Here is a 22277-nt window from a genome sequence, read left to right as displayed (position 1 = left end):
TATGTGGGTTTTGCTTTTACTCGATATTCTTTTTTTACTAGTTATGGTTGTTGCGCCGGGCTATTTGCTTGCGCGTTCCATGGGTCTCAAGAAAGATATTAGTTTTTGCATTTCGCCCTTGATTTCCCTCGGCTCTATATATGTTCTTGCTTTTGTGCTTAGACTTGCTTGCGTAAAAGTGAACTGGGCTGGTCTTGTTTTACCTGTTCTCGCTGTCGGTTTAATCGTTTTTGCTATTGCTCGTCATAAACGGATTCTTGTGTCGGACAACTTGCTTACGGAGCGATTCAAAATCTGCCTGTTGGCATGTTTTGTTACTTCGCTAGTTGCTCTTTGCTTCTATGTGCTGCCCTTGGATTCTGCTTCATCTTTCTATCAGGAAAATGACAACATCGCCCATCTCTCAACAGTTAGACAGTTTTTGGATATAGGCTATTTTGCAGAAAACTCAATCCTGGGATATCCAAATCTTTGGCGAACATTTGCGGCATTAGGGGCATCTTTTGGGCAACAGAATGTTTGCGTTGCGGCAAACGCTGCAAATCTTGTGATCATTTGCTTCATTTTCCCTGCCGGTTTCGGTTTATTAATCGATCGTGTTGTCGAAATGCCTTCAGTTAAACTGTGGACAGCGTGTCTTGTCCCCGCTTTTACCGCCTTTCCTTGGGGTCTATGTATTTTTGGACCGTTATATCCCAACATAATCGGCTTTTCACTTTTGCCTTCAGTTATGTTTGTTTTCGTTGGCGTATTAGATGCGGACTGCGTGCATTCGTTTATTTTGAGGTGCTTGGCTTTTCTGGCTAGTGTTTTTGTCCTTGTATTTGCCCATTCCAGTAGCATTTTTACGGGCGTAGTTTTTCTTGCGCCTTATGCTATTTGGCGCATTGGCGGCATTCTTAAAGAAAAAGGGTACGGTCTGCCTAAAACTTTCATCTTTCAATTTCTTTTCACTTGCTTTGTTTTTGTATTTTGGTTCCTGATGTATAAAAGCTCTTTTTTGGCAGGGGTTGTATCTTTTGACTGGCCTCCATATCAATCGCATCTTCAGGCGGTTGTAGATGTTTTGATGCTGTCGTTAACCAAGACTTCCGCTCCACAGTGGATACTTGCATCTTTTGTCTTGTTGGGATTCGGCATTTCTTTGGTCATTCCGTCTTATCGGTGGCTGACTGTTTCGCATCTTCTCTTTTCATTAATTTATATCGTTGATACATCTGTATCAGGTTCTCTGCAGCATTTATTTGCTGGATTTTGGTATAGCGATAGTTTTAGGGTTGCTTCTAACCTGGTATTCAGCGGAGTGTTTTTAGCTGGTCTGGGATGCTCATTTGTGTACTCATGGCTTAAAACTGCATTAGGGATATTTGGTAAAGAGATAAGTTCGATAACTGTTAATTTTGACAAACGTGCCGGATTAATCCTTACTTCAATTGCAATTGTTCTTATTTTTATCCCTAATTTTGAAATCCCTAAAAATGGCTATTTGAATACTGGTTTTGGGCAAGTTCGCTTCATGATGATTTCGCATAATTCTCTTCAGCCTAAAGCTAATGGATTGGATTTGAAGGAAATCGATTTCATTAATAAGGCTCATGCGATTACCGGAAATGCGGAGGTTCTGAACTATCCATACGATGGTAGCGCCTATGCGTATGCCGTTTCTGATCTTAATGTTGTTAATCGCGGTTGGTATAAGCATGGGCATGACGACATCGGTCGTTTCTGCGCTGGTTACCTTTCGTCTGATAACACGTCTCAGTTGGAATCAATTAAAGCTTGCGGTATTCATTACATTCTTCTTTTGGATAATAGTTTCAGTCTTGATTCCGGTGGTTACTATTTTGGCGGAGGATATAATCAGGCTGATTGGGCTGGAATTGAATCAATTGATGATTCTGACCCCAATTTTGAAATTGTGTTGGCCGATGAATCGATGCGTCTTTATCGTATTGTTCGTTAGCGTTTAATGTGTTCGCTCTTAGTTATGACGGGATTAATATGATTAACCCTAAAGTTTCCATTCTGGTTCCTATCTGCAACGTTGAGCGCTATCTTCGAGAGTGTCTCGATAGTCTCGTTAATCAGTCCCTTAGGGATATCGAGATTATTTGCATTAACGATGGATCAACGGATAATTCTCTTCCGATTATTCGCGAATACGAGCGACGGGATGAGCGTATCGTTGTAATTGATAAGCCCAATAGTGGGTACGGCGATTCGATGAACAAAGGCATTGACCTTGCTCGTGGCGAGTATATCGGGATCGTTGAGTCCGATGACTTTGCCTCCCTCAATATGTTCGAAACGCTTTATAAAGAAGCGACTAAAAATGATCTCGACGTCGTCCGTTCAAATTACTATGCCCATCGTACGGGAGAGGACTCGTCGTGCGATTATCTGGTCGAAAATCTTGCTGCCTGCGGGTCGTACGACAAGGTTTTTCATCCGATCGATAATCCGCGCGTCTTTATGTGCCAGCCTGCAATTTGGACAAGCATTTATAAAAAATCGATGATTGATAAGGATGAAGTGCGTTTCCTGCCTACGCCAGGGGCTTCGTTCCAGGATACGGCTTTCTATTTCAAGGCATTTTATGCAGCAGACAGAGTCAAGCTGCTTAAAGATGGTTATCTCCATTACCGCATCGATAACGCCAACTCTTCTGTAAAGAATCAGAATAAACTCTTTTGCGTGTGTGATGAGTACGCTGAGGTTTGGGATTATGCCAAACGAGACCTCGATAAGTTCCAAACTTTAAAGCATTGGATTCCTCGCCAGCAATACGAAGGCTATCTGTGGAATCTAAATCGACTTGCGCCCGAACTGCAGCAGCGTTTTTATCCGAGATACGTTGAGGAGTTTAGCAAGATAAGGCAAGCGGGATTGATTGATTCAGATCGATTCGAATCGCGCACTTTAGCTCGCTTGAATAAAATGCTCGACGAGCCGGAGACATATTTCCTCGAACAGTATGGTCCTAGTGAACCCAGGCGCTCGGTCTTAGTCTGTTGCAATGCTCTTTCTATTGCGGATGCAAAATCATCCGTGCGGGCTTTGCTGGATGTATTATCAAATGATGACGAGGTATTTGTTGTTTCGCCTGATTCTGACTCCCTTGTATTTGAGCTTAAAAATGAATTTGAAGGAATGGGCAGACTTCGCAGCGACGCTGACGTTCTTCAGCATCGCCTTTTGGGCCATTGTGATGCGGACGCGTGCCGTGCTGAGAACATTTCTATTGTTGCCCTTGCTGCGAGAGACGCCAATTTTGACGATCTTGCTGCTACCGCTGATGGCGAAGATGTTTATTCGACTGATGGTAAGAACTATGCCCTTCGAGACGTTGAGCTGCGGGTCGAGGATTCTTCTACGCTTGTGACGGCTGCACTTCGTGCAATTTCGAAACTGGATCTAAATCAAATTAAGCGGCTCCCGGATAATTGGGCGTCTTTGCTTTGTTCCTCTTGTTCTCTCGAGGATGGGGCTTTTGGCATTGCCATAGATGATGCAAAAGAAATGGCAAGCTGTTTGTTTGACATGTCTGAGCCCTATGAAAAGGTACGACTACTTTACGGACAGCTCCTCTCCGTGTGGTCTTCGGTCCGCAAGGGGTATTCGGCTCTCGATTGGGACCAGGCTTGCCGTTTGCGCGAACAATATTATTCCATGGCAAGTGTTGATGCGCTGTTTACTCCTCATGCCTGCTCGGATGATTCGCCTTTCTTGTCCGTAGTCGTCCCCGTTTACAATGTTAGTAAGTATCTCGAAGAGTGCCTGGATTCTGTGATCCAGCAGTCTTTTAAAGATTTTGAAGTATTGCTTATTAACGACGGCTCAACTGATGGCTCTTTGGACCTGCTGGAAGAGGTCGCATCTCGTGACTCGCGTGTTCGTGTCTGGAGTCAGTTTAATTGTGGCGCTGGTTCTGCCCGAAATAGAGGTATTGAGCTGGCTAGCGGCAAGCACCTTATTTTCATTGATCCCGATGATATATTTGCCACTGACCATGTGTTTTCCGATTTGATCGATGCGATGGATAAGTCGGGAGCTCTCATCTGTGGTGGCTCTCTTTCATTGATAAAGCCGTCCGGAAAGATTAAGTCTGAGTTTTCATTTGATGAGTCTTTCTATCATGTTTCTTACGAGCGCGAAGTGCCTCTCGAGCAGATTTGGACTGACTACGGTTGGATTCGTTTTATGTACGACTCGTCCCTGTTTGTCGACGGTAAGGTTCGTTTCCCTCAACTGAATTGGTATGAAGACCCCGTCTTTTTCTTGCGTGCAGTGGAGAAGGCAGGCTGCTGTAAGGTCGTTCCGGTTGACGTGTATCACTATAGGGTCGGCTACAAAGAAACTGAATGGACCGTTGCTAGAGTCAGAGACATGCTTTGGGGCATGGGGCACAATCTTGCTGTTGCCGATAGGCTGAAAATGCGCGAGCTATACGTGACAATTGTCAATCGATTTAACCGCGACTACTCAGACGCCATCTTAAAACAGATTAAGGATCCTGGAGTTTACGAACAGCTCGTTACTATTCAGGCCTCCATCAACCATAGGCTGTTAAAGGAGTGCTCTGCATATGATGAGCCTTATTATTATCTGCTGCCTTTATACGGCGATCGAAAGAAGCGAGCGGTTGCTGTCGAGAGACTTGCTCGCAGAATTGCTGAGTCCAAGGCGTATGTCTCTGCTCAACGTCTTATTTATAAATTGACTGGACGCGCTTAATTAACTCTACTTCCGATTGCTAATTGGTAATGAGGTTGTTTTAGACATGAAGAATTTTGTTAAGAAACTCCTGCCTGTTTCTTTATCGCGCTTCGCATTGCTTTCGAAGGACGTTGAAGATATTAAGACAAACATGCTATGGGCTTCTGAGGCACGCAGTATTCACGATGAGCTGCATTGGGATGTAAGCGTTCAGCTTCTAAATGAAGTCAAAGCACTGAGGGACGATCTTAAATCTCATGATGAAAAGGCCATGCTCTTTGCATGGGAAGAATATCGCAAGGAGGGGGAGGCACTGATTGATGCCAAAAAGCGCTTCTTTACATCGCTCCCTGCTGCCACGGGCAGCTTGAGGCTGCTTCAGCTTGGATCGGCTAAGTTGCTGGCCGACTTTGACTCCCTGTGCAGGGATAATGACATCCCGTATTTCGCTACCTGTGGGACCCTGCTTGGAGCGGCGCGCCATAGTGGTTTTATTCCCTGGGATGATGACATCGATCTTGGAATGCTGCGTGAGGATATTGAGCGTTTGATAGGCCTGGTCCAATCTCACGACCGATTCCGTGTCTCAGTTGCTTTTGATGGATTTGTCCAGTGCCGTCAGGTGAGATTCCAATACGCGGACGAATCTATCCCCGTATTCTTGGACATTTTTATTTTTGACTGGGCGTCAACCGACAATGTTGAGATCTACGACCAACAACTTCAAATTCGTGAGGCAATGGTCGAACGCATGCGCAATGACTCTTGTCTTTCGTCTTGGATCGATAAGTCGTGCGTTCCTGCCACTGATCCCAATATGGACATTGTCGATTCTTTATTTTCGAATGCGATAAATGAGGAAAAGACAGTTGGTCTTGTGTGTGATAGGCGCGATGCAAAGGCAGTTGTCTGGTCGATCGACAACACCGTTGGTGTTGACAATTTCCATTGGGTTTCGCCGCTAGACGAAATATTCCCTCTTATCGACCTCGAGTTTGAGGGAATGCAAATCAAGGCGCCCTGTAAGTACATAGAATTGCTAACGAAGCATTATGGCGACCCTTTTAGCCTTCCAAATGATATTGCTTCCCATTTTAAGCATACCGATGTTGCTGATAGCGCTACCGATAGCGCGCTTCGCCGGCTTCTTTATTAATAAATGTGCATCCTTATATTGATTACATAAAAAACCCCTCGGTTCGATCCTGTATGTCCTGGAACGACCCTTTTTGAGGTAGGCGCCTACTCGAGAGAAAGTAGAGTAAATCATGGCGATTTGCGCAATCGTTATCGCTGGTGGAGTTGGCTCGCGTATGGGGCAGAAGATTCCTAAGCAGTTTATTAATGTGGGGGAGAAGCCTGTCATTGTTTATACTCTCGAGGCCTTTCAGAACCATCCGCTTGTGGATTCGATTGAGGTAGTTTGCCTGGATGGCTGGGAACAGGTTCTTGTCGCGTATGCGAAACAATACAAGATTGATAAGTTAAAGTGGATCGTTAAAGGCGGAACTTCGGGTCAAGAGTCTATTCGTAACGGCGTGTACAATCTCGAGGGTAAACTCTCTGAGGATGATATTTGCATCGTGCACGACGGTGTGCGGCCGATGCTCGATCCCGAGGTTATTACTGACGTCATTCGTGTGGCGCAGAGTCACGGGAATGCCGTGACAAGTATGCCTTATAACGAGCAGATTTTTATCATTGATGAGGAGGACCCAACCACCACCACACAGTATATTCCGCGTGAAACGCTCCGTCGTGTTTCAACCCCGCAGGCATACCGTTTCGATCTCCTTGACTCCAAGTATCATGAGGCGTTCGAGAAAGGCGTGGGAATTGACGGGTCTAACTACACGAACACGATGATGGTCCAGCTGGGCGTTAAGCTTAACTTCGCCGCTGGTTCTGACAGAAATATTAAGCTCACTACGCCCGAGAATCTTGAATTCTTTCGCGCATGGGCTGCGGAGAAAGAAGCTCGTGATGAATAGATTGGCCTGCACTGAATACGTTGCCGATCTTGATGCCGTGTGCAATCTCGATCTTCCTTGGAATGACCTTAAGGAGAAGACGGTTGTTGTCTCCGGTGCGACCGGAATGATTGGTGCGTTTTTCATCGATGTTTTGATGCGAAAGAATAAGACGGACGGATTGGGTTGCAGCGTTGTCGCATTGGGCAGAAGCGCTGAGAAGGCTCGCTTGAGGCTCCCATACTTTGGTGCGTCTTTCTTTTCATTTGAAGAGGCCTCTATTGTGGCGCCTGGCTATCGCCCCGCCATTTCTGCAGATTACGTCTTACACTTGGCAAGCTCCACGCATCCACGGCAGTATTCAACCGATCCAATTGGCACAATTCGAGCGAACGTCGATGGGCTGCAGAATCTGCTCGAATTCTCCGCCGACAATGGCGCAAGATTACTCTTTGCTTCGTCTGTGGAGATTTACGGTCAGAACCGTGGTGATGTTGAGCGCTTTGACGAACGATATTGTGGAAACATTGACTGCAATACATTGCGAGCGTGCTACAACGAATCTAAGCGCCTGGGCGAGGCAATGTGCCAGGCCTACCGCTCTCAGAGGGATGTCGAGGCGGTAATTGCACGTATTGCGCGCATTTACGGACCGACGCTTTTGAACGATGACTCTAAGGCTCTATCGCAGTTTATTCGACGATCGCTTGACGGTGAAGACGTTGTCCTCAAAAGCGATGGGACGCAAAGGTTTTCGTATTTACATGTTGCGGATGCTGTGTCCGGTTTACTGCACGTGATGTTGCTTGGTATAGATGGCGAGGCATACAATCTTGCCGATACAGGGTCCGATATTTCATTAAAGGATCTTGCCGGACTTGTTGCCGGCGTCGGAGGCGTGAGCGTTGTCTTTGATTTGCCCGATGCTCAAGAGGCGGCTGGTTACTCGGTGGCTACATTAGCTCTTATGAACGGTTCAAAGGCTCAAAGTCTTGGCTGGAGGGCTCGTTATACTATTGCAGATGGTATGCGGTCGACTGTGCAGCAGATGCGCAAGATGGGTTGGGCGACGTCGGTTTAGTTGCTTTAGGGATTGGCTCGTAGCGAGCCTGTAGCCTAAATCAAAATGCTGCTATGCGCGTTAGACTGCTTTAGCCCGACCGTGGTCCTGAAGCCCCAGGGTTCGTATGCTGCCCATAGGGTCATCTTAGAAACAGGAAGAACGTATGAACTTTAAACTTGCTAACATAATCTTGCGGGTCGATAGACACGCGGCCATGCATCCCGAGCTTTACTATCGCGTGCTTTCTGGTGATGTCTCGTATAACGATGACATTCATTCACTCCATATCAACGGAAGCGTCGACTTTCTGACCTATGTAAATGGCCTATCTGCCAACAAGTGGCATCGGTATGCGTCTGTAGACGGCGTTGTCTTGCATATGGCTTTATTTGGCTGCGGCCGGGTTGTCGTTCATGGAGTGAGATCTGGTGAACTGGATCCTATCGATTTAAAATCGACCTCTTTTGAGGGTGATCAGGTTGATCCTCGCGTGCTTGACATTGATATCGATACGATCGGCTACGATTTAATCGGTTTTAGGGTTGAGAGCGATGCGAACTATTCCGTTGACCTTTTGAGCGCTTCTTATCTGACCGATGTTTCTGAGGGCTCAATTAACTCGATTAATCTTGCTCTTTCTACTACCACATTTAAGAATGAGCAGTACATTCTTCCCAACATCGAACTTGTTAAGGAGGGCATTTTCAAAGAGGACGGTCCAATCCGCGACCACTTCCATATGTTCGTTGTCGACAATGGGCAGACGCTTGATTCTGTATCGCTTTCCGATGAATTGGTCACTGTGCTCCCGAATCCCAATACGGGCGGTTCGGGAGGATTCGCGCGTGGAATGATGGCGGCTACCGAAACTCCCGGTCAGTTCACCCATATCATTTTGATGGATGATGATGTCTCCATCATGCCCGAGAGTTTGATTCGCACGTTCAACCTGCTCTCTCTTGCAAAGGGTAAATACAAGGATGCCTTCATTAATGGTGCCATGCTTTCGATGGAAGATCCAAGCCGCCAGTTCGAAGATGTCTCATTTGTGACCCCTTCTGGTGCCTATCGTCGCGTGAAGGAAGATTTGAATGTCGGTAAGTTGACTGCCATCCTCGAAAACGAGCGCACAAACGTCGAGGTTGACCAGGCTTACGGAGCTTGGTGGTATAGCTGCATCCCTGTGAAAGCTATTGAAAAGAACGGCCTTCCCATGCCTTTCTTTATCCGCTGTGACGACGTTGAGTTTGGCATGCGCAATAAGCCTGTCTATATGACCATGAATTGCATTTGCGTGTGGCATGCAAGTTTTGAGGGGCGTTTCCGCGCTTCGGTTGATTGCTACCAGTACTTTCGCAACTTCTTTGCCATGATTGCTCTCGATGATTGTGCTGACGAGAAGATGTTTGTCCTTCGTATTCAGCGAGGGGTACGTCAGAACTTGCGCGATATGGACTATCAGGCTGCCGAGTTTATTCTTGATGGCTTTGAGGACTATCTGCGCGGCCCTGAGTATCTCCAGAAGCTTGATGGTGCCGCAACGATGGCCGGCAAGGGTAAGTTAAACGAAAAACTGACTCCTGTTTCCGAAATGGACCCAGAGCTTCTTCGTAATGCAGGGGTTACGGAGCAAGTACTCGCTAATGCTAATCTGGAATTCCATCCATCGAGGTTTATGAAGATCTGGAGATCCATTCCTTACGACAAGCATTATCTCCCCGATGTCCTGTTGCGTGGCAAACCTGGCTATGTGGTTAAGAACGGTAGCTGTACGCTTGAGGGCAACTCGATGCGTTGCAAGACGCTTATCTTTCTTGATCCGACTCGTGAGAAGGGGTCGGTCCGCACGATGGATCGAGCACGGTTCAAGAGTATTCGCCGTCGAGAACACGAACTGATGACGCGCTATCGTAAAGAAGGCAAGAGCGTCAGAGGGGCATGGAAAGATGCCATGCCGTATATGACTTCGCGAGAGTTCTGGGAAAAGTACTTGGGACTTTAATAAGAAGAGGTCCGGATTAAGTCCGGACCTCTTCTTATTTTGAATAGGTTTTATAGGCTTGTAGCTCCCATTGCTTTCTTTCGACCTTCGCAACCGAGTCGAGAATGAGTCCCGTTGCCAAGCTCAGGCCGCACAGAAACATGAATGAGGCTGCGAGCATGGCTGTGGGGAAGCGGGGGACTAAGCCGGTTTGGAAGTACTCCGCAACAATTGGTAATCCCAGGGCAAGACCGATGATGGCGAAAACGAGTGCAATAAGACTAAAGAACTTGAGCGGACGATAGTCTTTAAAGAGCGTCCCGATCATTGCGATGACCTTGATGCCGTCGCTGACCGTGTTGAGTTTGGATTCGGAGCCAGCAGGGCGATCGCGATACTCCACCGGCACGTCTTTAATGCGCCAGCGGTGATCGACGGCGTGGATGGAGAGCTCGGTTTCGATCTGGAAGCCCTCACTCAAGACGGGGAAGGTCTTGACGAAAGGCTTGCTCATGGCTCGGTAGCCGGTCATCACGTCGTCAAAGCTGTAGCCGTAAATCCACTTAATCATAGCGCGAACAAGGTTGTTGCCAAATCCGTGAAAGGCTCGTTTATTCTCTTCGGCATAGGTGCCGTTTGACAGGCGATCGCCAACGGTCATATCCGCTTCGCCGTTAAGGATGGGCTCACAGAGTGGCTTGGCGGCCTCAGCAGGGTAGGTATCGTCGCCGTCGACCATCAAGTAGCATTCGGCATCGATATCGCGGAACATTTGGCGGCACACGTTGCCTTTGCCCTGCCTGGGCTCGTGGCGCACCGTGGCCCCGTGCTGATTGGCTATTTGCGAAGTGTCGTCGGACGAGTTGTTGTCGTAAACATAGACAACTGCGCCGGGCAGCTCTCGATGAAAATCGTCGACAACTTTGCCAATCGTCAGCGCTTCGTTGTAACAGGGGATTATGACGGCGGTATTCGAATAGTCCATGTAGGACCTCCTTTAATGACTCATCTGGTCGAAAGTATACCTATCGCCCGTCGCTTTGATTAGATATGGGTTAGTTCTCCAGATTTGTTGCGGTGGGTTATCGTCATCGTGGGAGGGCTATACTTTCCACTGTTATGTTTTACGAGACAAGGAGATGGTCCGTGGCTGACAACGTAGAGAGTCAGAAAGCGGTGGCTAAACCGGCCTCTCACGCTAAAAATGATTTTGAAAAGGACAAGTTCATTCTTAAGCAGCTTGTCACCAAAGATTTTAAAATCAAATATCGTCGCAGCGTTTTGGGCGTGGCATGGTCCGTCCTCAATCCGCTGTTGATGATGGTTGTTATGTCGATTGTGTTCTCGACAATCTTCGCGCAAGGTCGCAATGGTTCTATTACGCCCGAAATGTATCCGCTTTACTTGATTGTCGGTAACGTGACGTTCTCTGTCATGTCCGAATCGACGAACCAAGCGCTTATGTCCATCATTTGGGCTTCCTCGCTGCTTAAGAAGGTCAAGGTGCACCGTTGGGTCTTTCCGGTGCAGAAGGTGCTGTTCTCGCTCGTTAACTTCGCCTTCTCTTTGGTTGCTGTCGCCTTGGTTATGCTTTGGTTCCACGTGCTTCCCACCTGGCATTTAATTCTGCTGCCGGTTTGCTTGCTCCTGCTTATGTGTTTCTGCATGGGCTTGGGCATGATGCTGTCTGCGCTGGCGGTTTTTTTCCGCGATGTTATGCACCTGTGGACCGTTGTTATCACGGCCTGGATGTATCTGACGCCGATTTTCTGGACGACCGACTTCATTAGCCAGATGGCACATTGGATTCAGGTGCTCGTGGTTGTCAATCCCATGTACAACTACCTTCAGTTTATGCGCGATATTTTCCTGTTTAACACCATGCCCTCTGCGCTTACCTTTGGGCTGTGTGTTGTTTGGGCTGTTATTGCTCTTGCTATTGGCTACACCGTGTTTCATAAGACCGAGCACAAGTTTATTCTCTACATCTAAGGAGTGCTGTTCATGACTGAATCTGCTATTGATTACAGCAAGCAGCCCCTTGCTGTTGAGGTCAAAGACGTCACCATGATCTTTAACATGGCGTCCGAGTCGCTTACAAACCTCAAGGAGTACTTTATTAAGCTCGCCAAGCACGAGCTGTTCTTTGAGGAGTTCCGTGCGCTTAAGCACATTTCGTTTGATGTGCATCGCGGCGAGGTCGTTGGCCTTGTTGGTACTAACGGTTCCGGCAAGTCTACGATGCTCAAGATTATCGCTGGCGTTTTGGAGCCCAGCGAAGGCGAGGTTAAGGTTCACGGCAATATTGCACCGCTGATTGAGCTTGGTGCCGGCTTTGACCCGGAACTTACCGCGCGTGAGAATATCTATCTGAACGGTGCGCTGCTTGGCTATACCAAGGAGTTTATCGACGCTAGTTTTGACGAGATCATCGAGTTCGCTGAGCTTAAAGACTTCGTTGACATGCCCTTGAAGAACTTCTCTTCGGGTATGGTCGCACGCATTGCCTTTGCTATCGCTACGATTACCGAGCCCGATATCCTCATCGTCGATGAGACGCTTTCTGTTGGCGACGTCTTTTTCCAGCAGAAGTGTGAGCGTCGTATTCAGCACTTTATTGAGAGCGGCGACGTCACGGTCTTATTCGTTTCTCACTCCATGGAGCAGGTTGAGCGTATTTGTCAGCGTGCCGTATGGATCGAGAAAGGCGATCTACGCATGGATGGCCCCGTGGACGAGGTCTGCAAGGCGTACCACGACCAGTTCAAGTAGGTTATAATTTATTAGTCGCGTGCACTTGTACCCGCTTGGACGCGCGGCTTTATGCTCCATTAGCTCAGTTGGATAGAGCAGGGGACTTCTAATCCCAAGGTCGACGGTTCGAATCCGCCATGGAGCACCATATGAGTTTTAGAGACCCGGTAATAATGCCGGGTCTTTGCTTTTTGAGACGCGTGCGCGTGCAGTGCTCCCTCAACAATAAGTCCGATGCAGCGATGCTGCACCGGACTTTCTACATCCCAGAATGGCTATCAGCCTTTGGCTGCTGCGCTCCTACGCCTCAGTCGGCTCCACGCCCAGCTCGTTGCGGACGAGCTCGAAGGCGGCGGCGATGGCCTTGTCCATGTCGTAGTACTTGTAGCCGCCCAGACGACCGGCAAAGATCACGTCGCCCTCCTGCGCTGCCAGCTCCTCGTACTGCTTGTAGAGGGCCTCGTTCTTGGCGTCGTTGATGGGGTAGTAGGGCTCGTCACCGGGTTTCCAGTCGGCCGGGTACTCGCGCGTGATGACGGTCTTGTCCTGCGTGCCGAACTCGAAGTGCTTGTGCTCGATGATGCGCGTGTAGGGAATCTCGCGCTCGGTGTAGTTGACCACGGCCACGCCCTGGTGGTCCTGCTCGTCGAGCGTCTCGGTCTCAAAGCGCAGGCTGCGGTACTCGAGCGTGCCCAGCTTAAAGTCGTAGAACGCGTCGATGGGGCCGCAGTAGATCGTCTTAGCGGCGATATCGGGCTCGGCGGCGATCAGCTCCTTGTACTCCACGCCGCAACGCACCTCGACGCCCTCGAGCATGTTGGCGACCATCTTGGTGTAGCCGCCCATGGGGATGCCCTGGTAGCGGTCGTTGAAGTAGTTGTTGTCGTAGGTAAAGCGGCAGGGGAGGCGCTTGATGATGCTCGCGGGCAGGTCGCGGCAATCACGGCCCCACTGCTTCTCGGTGTAGCCCTTCACGAGCGTCTCGAAGATGTCGCGGCCGACGAGCGACAGCGCCTGCTCCTCAAGGTTCTGCGGCTCGCCGATGTTCTCGGCAGCCACCTGCTCGGCGATCTTGGCCTTGGCATCGGCCGGCGTGACGACGCCCGGCCACATCTTGGCGAAGGTGTTCATGTTAAAGGGCATGTTGTACATGTTGCCGTGGAAGTTGGCGACCGGCGAGTTGACGTAGTTGTTGAACTCGGCGAAGCGGTTGACGTAGTCCCAGACGTCCTTCATGGAGGTGTGGAAGATATGCGCGCCGTAGCGGTGGACCTGGATGCCCTCGACGTCCTCGGTGTAGATGTTGCCGGCGATGTGGTCGCGGCGGTCGATGACCAGGACCGACTTGCCGGCGCGCTTCGCGGCATTGGCAAAGACGGCACCCGAAAGGCCGGCACCGACGACAAGGTAATCGTACTGGGACATGGATATGCTCCTTTGTATGTCAATTGGACAGTTGCTTTTGTTTGGGGACAAACGTACCTGATGTGTTCGTCCCTGGGGTTAGTGTAGCAGACGTTTCCCCAGCAGCTCCAACGCGTGTGCGTAGCCTGGTTTCCAAATGATCTTAAGAGCCCGCTATTCTGCCCTTAGACACTCGGGCAAGACGCTTCCGACTGCATCCATTGCCTGCGGCCTCAGGTACTGCTCATTGAGCTTTGCTTTTCTGTAGGCGTAGCGAGTGTCTGCCGAGTACTTGATCAATACGTCGGTGAAGAATCGCTCCCAACTTAGGTACTTGCGGCTTTCGATATAGCTCGAGGGGTCCTCAAGGACCTTTGGAATGTCGTTGCTGGGGATGAGGCCAGATCGCAGAAGTGTCCACTCAAATGATTCCGGGAGGAACAAGCGAACGTTCTTGTAAACGCGCTGTCCCAGCACCTTTTCGATGTAGGGGCCAAACGCTGCGCCGTCTCCAATGGCAAGAACGTTTTGCTCTGGGCATTCGTGAATCGTTCGTTTTAGGTTTGCTACGCCGGTAGCGGTGTAGCAGGGGATTCCCAGTCGGTTGCAAAGGGCGCTGTAGAATTGATAACCAGACTTGCTATCCTCGACAATTACGGCATCGGGATTGTCGAAACCTACGTTAAGGTCCTGATACAGCATACTTGCCGTGTGGTCATATAGCGGCTTGGTCACCGAGTAGAAGCGCCTGTCGCTCTTCCGGCCATTGATCGTCTTGCTTGTGGTGTTGACCAGTTTTAGGATCTCGTCGACGCTGTAGGGGAGCTCGTTGGCGTCGCGACGAGATATCAGAACAAAATAGTTGGACGAGCCGTTGACGGCTTTGGCGAAGTCCTTTGAGTAGATAAACTCGTTACCCTCATCTAGAAAGACGATTGAATCTTCGATGATCGACAGCTCGCGCTCCCAGCGTCTGCCAGAAAGCGTTTCGCAAGGTACGTCGCAGCTGAGTGCAACGCCGCTTTCCGGTCCTCGGTCGTTGTAGTCGCGAATCATCGAGATGAGCGTCGTTTTGCCCGTGCCGCTGTTGCCGCGTATGAAGGAAATATTTCGTTTAAACGTGAGCGTGTATTTGACCTTTGCACGCTCTACGACAACGGTGTGCGTTCCCCTCATTACTCATCAACATCCAAAAAGTCATTCGTGGCACCGACAAACTCCTGCATGTTCCTGACGATGCGGCCATCGTTTTCAATGCGGATTTCAAAGTTCTTCCAGGGGAATTTCATGATGTGGTAAAGGGTCACCAGCACATCCTGTTCTTTGCCGATCTTGAGTAGCCAGCGGGCACAGTTGTCTCCGCAGGTGGATGCGTTAAACACCATATTTGGGAGATTGCGCACCAGCAGCAGCGTCTTAACGCCGCCGGACAGTTCGAGTGGAGTGATTGAGCCCAGCTGCTTGCTTACGATGTTGTGGGGACCGATGAGCTCTGATCCGTCCACGCGTTTAATAATCTGTGCGGCCATGGGGTCTTCGAACCATGAGTCCAAGTATGAATTCCTAAAATAGGTTTCGGTATCGTAGATGGAACCGGGGTAATCCCCCAGGTGAATGCTCAGCATGTGGGTCTCCAGACGTAGTGTGACTGCAACGATTATATGCCAGTAATAAAATGCCGGCAGCAGCGAGGTCGCTGCTGCCGGCGCTGGCATTATTAGCGCGTAGTCGTGTTGATGGATTTGCTCGCGAGGTTACTTTTCGAGACGCTTCCTCAGCAGCTCCAGCGCGTGGGCATACCCCTGCAGGCCCTCGCCGGTGATGGTGGCGAAGCAGGCCAGGCGGGCGTAGCTCACCTGGCGGAAGTCCTCGCGCGTCTCGACGGCGCTGATGTGGACCTCAACGGCGGGGATGGCGACGGCCTTGAGGGCATCGAGGATCGCTACGCTCGTATGCGTGTAGGCAGCTGGGTTGATGACGATGCCGTCGACCTCGCCGTAGGCCTCCTGGATCTTGTCGACGATGCTGCCCTCGTGGTTGGACTGGAAGACCTCGACCTCGTCAAAACCTTGTGCGGCGCCTGCCTCCTGGCAGATCTGGACCAGGCGGTCGTAGTTGTCGCTGCCGTAGATGCCCGGCTCGCGAATGCCGAGCATGTTGAGGTTGGGGCCGTTGATGACGAGTGCTTTCATGGTTGCTTCCTTTGCGGTCTGGTTGGTGGCGGGGCTTGCTGTCTGCGGCGTTTGCCCAGATAAAACCTGCCAAAATAAACCTGTCCCTTTTTGGCAGGTTTTAGAGGGTGTCGAGGAGGGCGCGGGCGGTGTTGGCGGCGCAGTCGCGTGAGTCGATGATGTAGTCGGCCCAGGCGCGGTAGCGCGGCATGCGCTGCTCGGCGAGCTTATCGATGCCGTCGCGGGCGGTGATGGGGCGGCCCTTGTGGGCGAGCTCCTCGAGCTTGCGGTTGAGCATCACGATCTGGCTGTTTTGGTGCAGCAGCGGGTAGTTCTCGTCGCGCGTGACCACGCCGCCGCCGGTGGAGAGCACCAGGCCGCTGCGCTTGGAGATGTCGGACAGCGCCGCCGTCTCCTGCTCGCGGAATGCCGCCTCGCCACGTTCGACGATAAAGTCGGCGCAGGGCATGCCGAGGCGCTCCTCGAGCGCGCGGTCCAAGTCGATGTGCTCGCGACCCGTGAGCTGAGCGATCTGCTCGCCTACGCGGGTCTTGCCCGAACCCGGCATGCCGATGAGCGCGATGTTCTGCTCGCGGCGAGACAAGTGCTCCGTTACGTCCAGGATGCGCTCGCGCGGTGTAATCTGACCGGTGTAGCGCTCAACAGCCTGTGCCGCTTGGGCCACGAGCATCAGCAGGCCGCCGATGCAGGGGATGCCGCGGCGCTCGGCCTCGAGCATGAGTCCCGTGCGGGCGGGATTGTAGACAATGTCGATGACACCCTCGAGCGCATCGAGCCCTTCGAGCGTGCAGGGCGCGTCGGGGCAGTGAGGGAACATGCCGGCGGGCGTGCAGTTGACGAGCAGCGCCGCGTCGGACTGCTGTGCGATGTTATCGTAGTTGACCTCGCTCGTGCGGCCGACAGGCACAACGACCGCGCCCAGGTCGCCGAGCACCATACTGGCCGTGGTGCCGGCACCACCGGTGGCGCCGAGCACGAGGACCTTCTTTCCGGCAACCTCAACGCCCAGCTCCTCGACCAGGCACTGAAAACCAAAGTAGTCTGTGTTGTCGCCGCGCAGGCGGCCGTCGGGTAGGCGCGTGATGGTGTTGACGTTGCCCATGCGCTTGGCCAGGGGGCTCAGTTCGTCCAGGTATTCCATGACGGCGCGCTTGTAGGGGATGGTCACGTTGGTGCCTTCCCACTCGTCGCCCGTCATAAAGGCCGCGAGGTCCTCGGGCTCGCGCTCAAAGCGCACGTACTCGAGCCCCGCGAGCTCTTTGTAGATGGTCGGGGTGTAGCTGTGGCCCAGCACGCGGCCCAGCACGCCGTAGGGACGGGTTGCGGCGGTATCGGTCATCTAAAGCACCTCCGTGTAGCTGCCAAAGTAGGTGAAACTCTCGCACACGTCGTCGATGGAATCGAGCAAGTCGTCGAGGGCCTTGCTGCCAAAGGGGCAGTCCAGGTCAAAGTAGAACATAAACTCAAAGTCGTGCCCGGGGATGGGGCGGCTTTCGAGCTTGATGAGGTTGATGTTGAGCGCGTAGAAGCGCTCGAGTACGCGGTAGAGGGCACCCGGCTCATTGGCCGTGGTGATCATGAGCGAGGTGCGGTTGGCACCGGGATAGACGCGCGGCTCGCGGCTGATGACGACAAAGCGCGTGTAGTTATTGTCCGAGTCCTGGATGTTGGGCTCCAGCACCTCCAGACCGTAGAGCGCGGCGCAGCTGCGCGAGGCGATGGCGGCGACATCGGTGCGCTCGGAGTTGGCGACCATCTCGGCCGACATAGCAGTGTTGGGGTACTTGGTGGCGTGCAGGCTGTGGGCCTCAATAAAGCTAGCGCACTGGGCGATGGCTTGGCCATGGCTGTAGACCTTGTGCACGTCGGCGAGCTTGGTGCCGGGCTTGACGAGCAGGTTGTGATCGATCTTGAGGCGCAGCGAACGCACGATATAGAAGTCGAACTGGGCGAGAAGATCGTAGACGGCGTTGACCGAGCCCGCGGTTGAGTTTTCGATGGGCAGCACGCCAAACTCGCAGAAGCCGTCGCGTATGGCGCGCATGACGCCCTCAAAGGTCTCAAAGAACGCAATATCGGGCACGTCGAAGAGCTTGCACGCGGCGATCTGGCTGTAGGCGCCTTCCACGCCCTGGCAGGCGACGGTGGCCGTCTGAGGGAAAGGTGTGTCAAATGCTGCTGCCGTGGCATGGGCCTTTTGCGACACGGTGATGCCCTTGAGTTCGTTGATGTAGCGCTGCTGCTCGGCCTTGCTCATGCTCATGAGGAGGCGGAACAGGGTAATGGTCTGGGCCTCGTAGCGCTCGGGTGCTCGGCTGGCGAGGTTGTTGAGCTTGGAGCGCTCGCGGGCGGGGTCGAAGACGGCCTTGCCCATCTCGATCTTTGATTTGGCGACCTCGGTGGCAATGTCCATGCGCTCGACAAAGCTGTTGAGGAGCTTGGTGTCGATGCCATCGATGGCCTGGCGAATATCGGCAAGGTCCATGGAGACCCCTTTCGTGAATCGTTGCCTGGGGTAGTTAATTTGGGACGGGGCTTTTTTAGCTACCCTTTGACTGGTGGCGAATCGATGGGTGCCGGGGCAAATACTCACTGGCATATGGGGGTAGCTAAAAAAGCCCCGTCCCAAATTAACTACCCTCGGGGTGGGTGGGCTAAAGCTGGGCGGCGTCTTCTAGGAGGGCGTCCCAGATGGCGAGCGCCGCGGCTGCCTCGGCTACGGGGACGGCGCGCGGGACGATGCAGGGGTCGTGGCGGCCGTGGACCGAGAGTTCGGCATTTTCCATGGCATCCATGTCCACGGTCTGCTGCTCGCGACCGATGGAGGGCGTCGGCTTTACGGCCATCCGCCACATGACGGGCGCGCCGGTGGAAATGCCGCCCAGGATGCCGCCGGCGTTGTTGGACTCGACCGCAATCTCGCCGGTCTCGGCATCAACGCGATACGGATCGTTGTTCTCGCTGCCGCGCATGGCGGCCACGGCAAAGCCCATACCAAACTCCACGCCCTTTACGGCGGGAATGCCAAAGGCGATCTGCGCGATGCGGTTCTCGATGCCGTCGAACATGGGGTCGCCGATGCCCGCGGGAAGGCCGTAGATGCCGCACTCCACGATGCCACCGATGCTATCAAGCTCGTCGCGTGCGGCGAGAATCTCCTCGCGCATACGGCCGGCGGCTGCCGCGTCGATGCACGGTAGGTCGTTCGTAAGGATTGCCTTGCGGTCGGCCTCGCGATAGACCATGTCGTCCATGGGCAGGTCGGAAATACCGCCGATCTGCGCGACGTGCGCCATCACCTTGATGCCGCGGGCCTCGAGCGCCTGCAGCGCGATGCCGCCGGCGATGCACAAGGGTGCCGTCAGGCGGCCGGAAAAATGCCCGCCGCCGGCGACATCGTGCATGTTGTGGTACTTCACACGCGCCGGAAAGTCCGCATGCCCCGGGCGGGGCTTGCGGCGCAGCTCGGAATAGTCCTTGGAGCGCGTGTTGGTGTTCTCGATAATCGCGGCTATGGGCGCGCCGGTGGTGTGCCCATCGACCACGCCGGCAACGATGTGCGCGGCGTCGGCCTCGCGGCGCTTGGTCGCGGTCTCGTCGCGACCGGGGGCGCGACGGTCCAAAAAGGCCTGCAACGCCTCCTGGTCAACGGCGATACCTGCCGGAATGCCGTCGAGCGAGCAGCCGATGGCGGGGGAGTGCGACTGGCCGAAGATGCTTAAGTGCAAAACGTTGCCAAAGGTCGAGGACATGCTACTCCTCCTCGAGCGTGACCTTGCCGCCCAGCAGGCGGTAGTGGTCGAAGAAATCGGGATAGGACTTGTTGACGGCCTCGGCACCGTGGATCACAACTTCGCCGGTAGCACGGCTCGCAGCGATAGCGGCCATCATGGCGATACGATGGTCGTTGTGCGAATCGACCTCGCCGCCGGTAAAAGCATCGACACCCTTGATGATGAGATCGTCGCCGGCAATGCGCACCTGTGCGCCCAGCGCGGTGAGCTCGCGGGTGGTAGTGGCAAGACGGTCGGATTCTTTGATGCGTAGGCGGGCACAATCGCGGATGAACGTGCGGCCTTGTGCCAACGACGCCACGGCAGAGATAACGGGCACCAGGTCGGGAATGTCGTGGGCGCTCATCTCAAAGCCGGCGAGCTTGTCGGACTGCACGGTGGCGGCGTTGGTGGAGCGCACGATGCGGGCGCCAAAGCGCGAAAGCGCGGCAAGCACGTTGCGATCACCCTGGGCGGAGCTCAGCGACACACCCTCGACGGTGATGGGGTCGGAGCCGATGGCGCCGGCACACAGCCAAAAGGCGGCGTTGGACCAGTCGCCCTCGACAGCCACGTTGCCGGGCGTGCGGTACGAGCCGCTGCTTACGCGGAAGTTTGTGACCTCGGGCTTGCCGTTTTTGGCGGGGATGCGCTCGACGTTGACCTCGACGCCGAAGGCCTTCATGGCCTGGATGGTCAGGTTGATATAGGGGCGGCTCTCGATAAGGCCGGTCACCTGCACACAGGAGGGCTGGGCCAGCAGCGGGGCTGCCAACAGTAGACCGGAAATATACTGCGAGCTCACATTGCCCGGCAGGATAAAAGTACCCGGGCGCATGCGGCCACTTGTCTTGAGCGGAAAGCCGCCCAGGCCCTGCAGGTCGCAGCCGGCGGCGATGATCTCGTCGGAGAGCGGGGAGAGGGGACGTGCGCCCAGACGGCCCTGGCCCACAAACGTGGCCTCTGCTCCCAGCGCGCAGGCGACGGGCAGCATAAAGCGGAGCGTGGAGCCGCTCTCGCCGCAGTCGAGCGTGCCGCCGGCAAGTGCCTTGAGCAGGCCGAACTCAATACTCTTCATAGTGGGATGGACTTGGAAGCCATCCTCGACGGTCTCGATGCGGGCGCCGAGCGCCGTGAGGCAGCGCACCGTGGCCTCGATATCGGCGCAGGTGGTGTTGCAGGTCACATGCGTCTCTCCGTTGGCAAGGGCGGCGCAGATGATCAGGCGGTGCGCCATCGACTTGGATGCGATGGCGGGGACGGTGCCCTTGAGTGGGGACGGAGTGATGCGGGCTAGCATGCGGAGGCGTCTCCCTTCTGGCCGAGGCCCTCGGCAATTAAATCATGAAAGGCGGAAAGCGGCGTGCGGTCGATGCTGCAGCGGCCAATGTCGTGCGGAATTACCAGGTCGATGGTGTCACCGGCGCGTTTTTTGTCGTGCAGCGCCTCGGCAAAGACGGCGTCGGCCGAAAGCTCGCAGCGGGTCTTAAGGCCGTGGCGTGCGCAGAGCTCCTCGATGCGGCCAGGCAGCTCGGCGTCGCAAATGCCGTGCAGGGCTGCGGCGCGCGTGATGATGCCCATGCCGATCGACACGCAGTTGCCATGTCCCAGCTCAAAGTGCTCGCAGGCCTCGACAGCGTGTCCGGCACTGTGCCCAAAGTTGAGGAGCTTGCGCTGGTTGGTCTCGCGCTCATCGGCGACAACCACGGCGCGTTTAATGTCGATATTGCGGGCGATGATGAGCGCCACGCGGGCCACGTCGCGGTTGAGGAGCTCCAGCGTGAGCGGGGTCTTCTCCAACTCGGTGAAAAGCTCGGGGTCGGCGATCACGGCGTGTTTGACGACCTCTCCGCAACCGTCGGCGAACTGCTCGGGCGTGAGGGTGGCGAGACACCCCACGTCGGCAATAACAACACTCGGCTGCCAAAAGGCGCCGGCCAGGTTTTTGCCGGCAGCTAGGTCGATGGCCGTCTTGCCGCCCACCGATGAATCAACCATAGCGAGCAGGCTCGTGGGGATCTGCACAAACTTGCAGCCGCGCATGTAGGTAGCGGCCACAAAGCCGGCCACGTCGCCCACGACGCCGCCGCCGAGCGCCACGATCACGTCGGAGCGCGAAAGCTCGTGCTCGGCCACAAACTCCAAGATGTTGATGTAGGTCTCGGCGCGCTTGTGGGCCTCGCCGGCCTCGAAGGTGCAGACACTCACCGTATAGCCCGCAGCCTCCAGGCTCTGCTTAACGGGCATCTGGTAGAGCGGACCCACATTGGTGTCTGTCACAATGACGGCGCGCGATCCGCCGGCGGTGGCGCGCACGAGCGGGCCCGCCTGCTCCAGCAAAAACGTGCCGACGTGCACCTGGTAGGGGCGTGCGGTGTCGATATCGATGGTAATCGCCATAAGCTTTGGTCCTTTCGACCTGGC

The 22277-nt window shown here is 53.7% G+C and carries 18 protein-coding genes and 1 tRNA gene; 9 read left to right on the top strand and 10 right to left on the bottom strand.

Translation table 11 applies throughout. The features are described from left to right. Position 1: 1 nt before the first annotated feature. The 6 genes from ACQRAP_RS02530 (at position 2) to ACQRAP_RS02505 (ending at position 9751) form a co-directional block, all read left to right on the top strand. Positions 2–1963, top strand: coding sequence for a DUF6541 family protein (locus ACQRAP_RS02530; RefSeq protein ID WP_427794815.1), 1962 nt, complete (start codon positions 2–4; stop codon positions 1961–1963). A 38-nt stretch (positions 1964–2001) separates the two neighbouring features. Beyond that, the gene (locus ACQRAP_RS02525; protein ID WP_427794814.1) at positions 2002–4734 is read left to right on the top strand and encodes a glycosyltransferase family 2 protein; all 2733 of its coding nucleotides are present in this window, start codon (positions 2002–2004) and stop codon (positions 4732–4734) included. Between the two features lie 46 nt (positions 4735–4780). Then, positions 4781–5872 carry a LicD family protein gene (locus ACQRAP_RS02520; protein WP_427794813.1) on the top strand — a complete coding sequence of 364 codons (1092 nt, stop codon included), beginning with the start codon at positions 4781–4783 and terminating at the stop codon, positions 5870–5872. 112 nt (positions 5873–5984) lie between these two features. Further along, positions 5985–6707 (top strand): IspD/TarI family cytidylyltransferase, encoded by a 723-nt coding sequence (locus ACQRAP_RS02515; protein ID WP_427794812.1) that lies wholly within the window; start codon positions 5985–5987, stop codon positions 6705–6707. Then, positions 6700–7767 (top strand): NAD-dependent epimerase/dehydratase family protein, encoded by a 1068-nt coding sequence (locus ACQRAP_RS02510; protein ID WP_427794811.1) that lies wholly within the window; start codon positions 6700–6702, stop codon positions 7765–7767. The genes ACQRAP_RS02515 and ACQRAP_RS02510 overlap by 8 nt, the downstream gene beginning before the upstream one ends. 145 nt (positions 7768–7912) lie before the next feature. Further along, positions 7913–9751: a glycosyltransferase gene (locus ACQRAP_RS02505; protein ID WP_427794810.1), complete on the top strand. Its 1839-nt coding sequence runs from the start codon at positions 7913–7915 to the stop codon at positions 9749–9751. 34 nt (positions 9752–9785) lie between these two features. On the opposite strand, the gene ACQRAP_RS02500 is transcribed toward ACQRAP_RS02505, so the two are convergent. Further along, complete coding sequence (locus tag ACQRAP_RS02500) at positions 9786–10715, bottom strand: glycosyltransferase family 2 protein (protein WP_427794809.1); 930 nt, start codon at positions 10713–10715, stop codon at positions 9786–9788. A 161-nt stretch (positions 10716–10876) separates the two neighbouring features. Here ACQRAP_RS02500 and ACQRAP_RS02495 point away from each other — a divergent pair, with 161 nt between their 5' ends. The 3 genes from ACQRAP_RS02495 (at position 10877) to ACQRAP_RS02485 (ending at position 12632) form a co-directional block, all read left to right on the top strand. Next, positions 10877–11722, top strand: a complete 846-nt coding sequence (locus ACQRAP_RS02495; protein ID WP_427794808.1) for an ABC transporter permease — start codon at positions 10877–10879, stop codon at positions 11720–11722. Between the two features lie 12 nt (positions 11723–11734). Further along, the gene (locus ACQRAP_RS02490) at positions 11735–12502 is read left to right on the top strand and encodes an ABC transporter ATP-binding protein (RefSeq protein WP_117776189.1); all 768 of its coding nucleotides are present in this window, start codon (positions 11735–11737) and stop codon (positions 12500–12502) included. 53 nt (positions 12503–12555) lie between these two features. Beyond that, positions 12556–12632 (top strand) — tRNA-Arg (locus ACQRAP_RS02485). 152 nt (positions 12633–12784) lie between these two features. Here ACQRAP_RS02485 and glf read toward each other — a convergent pair. From glf to aroB, 9 genes are all read right to left on the bottom strand, one after another. After that, on the bottom strand, positions 12785–13909 hold the full coding sequence (gene glf, locus ACQRAP_RS02480; RefSeq protein ID WP_427794807.1) for a UDP-galactopyranose mutase: 1125 nt from the start codon (positions 13907–13909) through the stop codon (positions 12785–12787). Between the two features lie 153 nt (positions 13910–14062). After that, positions 14063–15064, bottom strand: a complete 1002-nt coding sequence (locus ACQRAP_RS02475; protein WP_427794806.1) for a hypothetical protein — start codon at positions 15062–15064, stop codon at positions 14063–14065. Then, positions 15064–15513: a DUF4869 domain-containing protein gene (locus ACQRAP_RS02470; RefSeq protein ID WP_427748113.1), complete on the bottom strand. Its 450-nt coding sequence runs from the start codon at positions 15511–15513 to the stop codon at positions 15064–15066. Before ACQRAP_RS02470 ends, ACQRAP_RS02475 begins: the two co-directional genes overlap by 1 nt. 129 nt (positions 15514–15642) lie before the next feature. Then, positions 15643–16080 (bottom strand): type II 3-dehydroquinate dehydratase, encoded by a 438-nt coding sequence (aroQ, locus tag ACQRAP_RS02465; RefSeq protein ID WP_427794805.1) that lies wholly within the window; start codon positions 16078–16080, stop codon positions 15643–15645. A gap of 100 nt (positions 16081–16180) precedes the next feature. Beyond that, on the bottom strand, positions 16181–17419 hold the full coding sequence (locus ACQRAP_RS02460; RefSeq protein ID WP_427794804.1) for a shikimate kinase: 1239 nt from the start codon (positions 17417–17419) through the stop codon (positions 16181–16183). Then, positions 17420–18565: a prephenate dehydratase gene (pheA, locus tag ACQRAP_RS02455; RefSeq protein ID WP_427794803.1), complete on the bottom strand. Its 1146-nt coding sequence runs from the start codon at positions 18563–18565 to the stop codon at positions 17420–17422. It lies immediately after the preceding gene. Between the two features lie 169 nt (positions 18566–18734). Next, positions 18735–19832 carry a chorismate synthase gene (gene aroC, locus ACQRAP_RS02450; protein ID WP_427794802.1) on the bottom strand — a complete coding sequence of 366 codons (1098 nt, stop codon included), beginning with the start codon at positions 19830–19832 and terminating at the stop codon, positions 18735–18737. A 1-nt stretch (position 19833) separates the two neighbouring features. Next, positions 19834–21153 (bottom strand): 3-phosphoshikimate 1-carboxyvinyltransferase, encoded by a 1320-nt coding sequence (aroA, locus tag ACQRAP_RS02445; RefSeq protein WP_427794801.1) that lies wholly within the window; start codon positions 21151–21153, stop codon positions 19834–19836. Next, positions 21147–22253 (bottom strand): 3-dehydroquinate synthase, encoded by a 1107-nt coding sequence (gene aroB, locus ACQRAP_RS02440; protein WP_427794800.1) that lies wholly within the window; start codon positions 22251–22253, stop codon positions 21147–21149. The genes aroA and aroB overlap by 7 nt, the downstream gene beginning before the upstream one ends. Positions 22254–22277: the final 24 nt, after the last annotated feature.

This window comes from Collinsella sp. SGI.180 (genome assembly GCF_050313455.1).
GTDB lineage: Bacteria > Actinomycetota > Coriobacteriia > Coriobacteriales > Coriobacteriaceae > Collinsella.
Note: the sequence above shows the minus strand (reverse complement) of the source record. Positions and strands in the feature narration are given on the sequence as shown.

Excerpts from the sequence above, each read along its gene's own strand:
- ACQRAP_RS02530 (WP_427794815.1), top strand. The coding sequence starts at position 2 with ATGTGGGTTTTGCTTTTACTCGATATTCTTTTTTTACTAGTTATGGTT.
- ACQRAP_RS02525 (WP_427794814.1), top strand. The coding sequence starts at position 2,002 with ATGATTAACCCTAAAGTTTCCATTCTGGTTCCTATCTGCAACGTTGAG.
- ACQRAP_RS02520 (WP_427794813.1), top strand. The coding sequence starts at position 4,781 with ATGAAGAATTTTGTTAAGAAACTCCTGCCTGTTTCTTTATCGCGCTTC.
- ACQRAP_RS02515 (WP_427794812.1), top strand. The coding sequence starts at position 5,985 with ATGGCGATTTGCGCAATCGTTATCGCTGGTGGAGTTGGCTCGCGTATG.
- ACQRAP_RS02510 (WP_427794811.1), top strand. The coding sequence starts at position 6,700 with ATGAATAGATTGGCCTGCACTGAATACGTTGCCGATCTTGATGCCGTG.
- ACQRAP_RS02505 (WP_427794810.1), top strand. The coding sequence starts at position 7,913 with ATGAACTTTAAACTTGCTAACATAATCTTGCGGGTCGATAGACACGCG.
- ACQRAP_RS02500 (WP_427794809.1), bottom strand. The coding sequence starts at position 10,715 with ATGGACTATTCGAATACCGCCGTCATAATCCCCTGTTACAACGAAGCG.
- ACQRAP_RS02490 (WP_117776189.1), top strand. The coding sequence starts at position 11,735 with ATGACTGAATCTGCTATTGATTACAGCAAGCAGCCCCTTGCTGTTGAG.
- glf (WP_427794807.1), bottom strand. The coding sequence starts at position 13,909 with ATGTCCCAGTACGATTACCTTGTCGTCGGTGCCGGCCTTTCGGGTGCC.
- ACQRAP_RS02475 (WP_427794806.1), bottom strand. The coding sequence starts at position 15,064 with ATGAGGGGAACGCACACCGTTGTCGTAGAGCGTGCAAAGGTCAAATAC.
- ACQRAP_RS02470 (WP_427748113.1), bottom strand. The coding sequence starts at position 15,513 with ATGCTGAGCATTCACCTGGGGGATTACCCCGGTTCCATCTACGATACC.
- aroQ (WP_427794805.1), bottom strand. The coding sequence starts at position 16,080 with ATGAAAGCACTCGTCATCAACGGCCCCAACCTCAACATGCTCGGCATT.
- ACQRAP_RS02460 (WP_427794804.1), bottom strand. The coding sequence starts at position 17,419 with ATGACCGATACCGCCGCAACCCGTCCCTACGGCGTGCTGGGCCGCGTG.
- pheA (WP_427794803.1), bottom strand. The coding sequence starts at position 18,565 with ATGGACCTTGCCGATATTCGCCAGGCCATCGATGGCATCGACACCAAG.
- aroC (WP_427794802.1), bottom strand. The coding sequence starts at position 19,832 with ATGTCCTCGACCTTTGGCAACGTTTTGCACTTAAGCATCTTCGGCCAG.
- aroA (WP_427794801.1), bottom strand. The coding sequence starts at position 21,153 with ATGCTAGCCCGCATCACTCCGTCCCCACTCAAGGGCACCGTCCCCGCC.
- aroB (WP_427794800.1), bottom strand. The coding sequence starts at position 22,253 with ATGGCGATTACCATCGATATCGACACCGCACGCCCCTACCAGGTGCAC.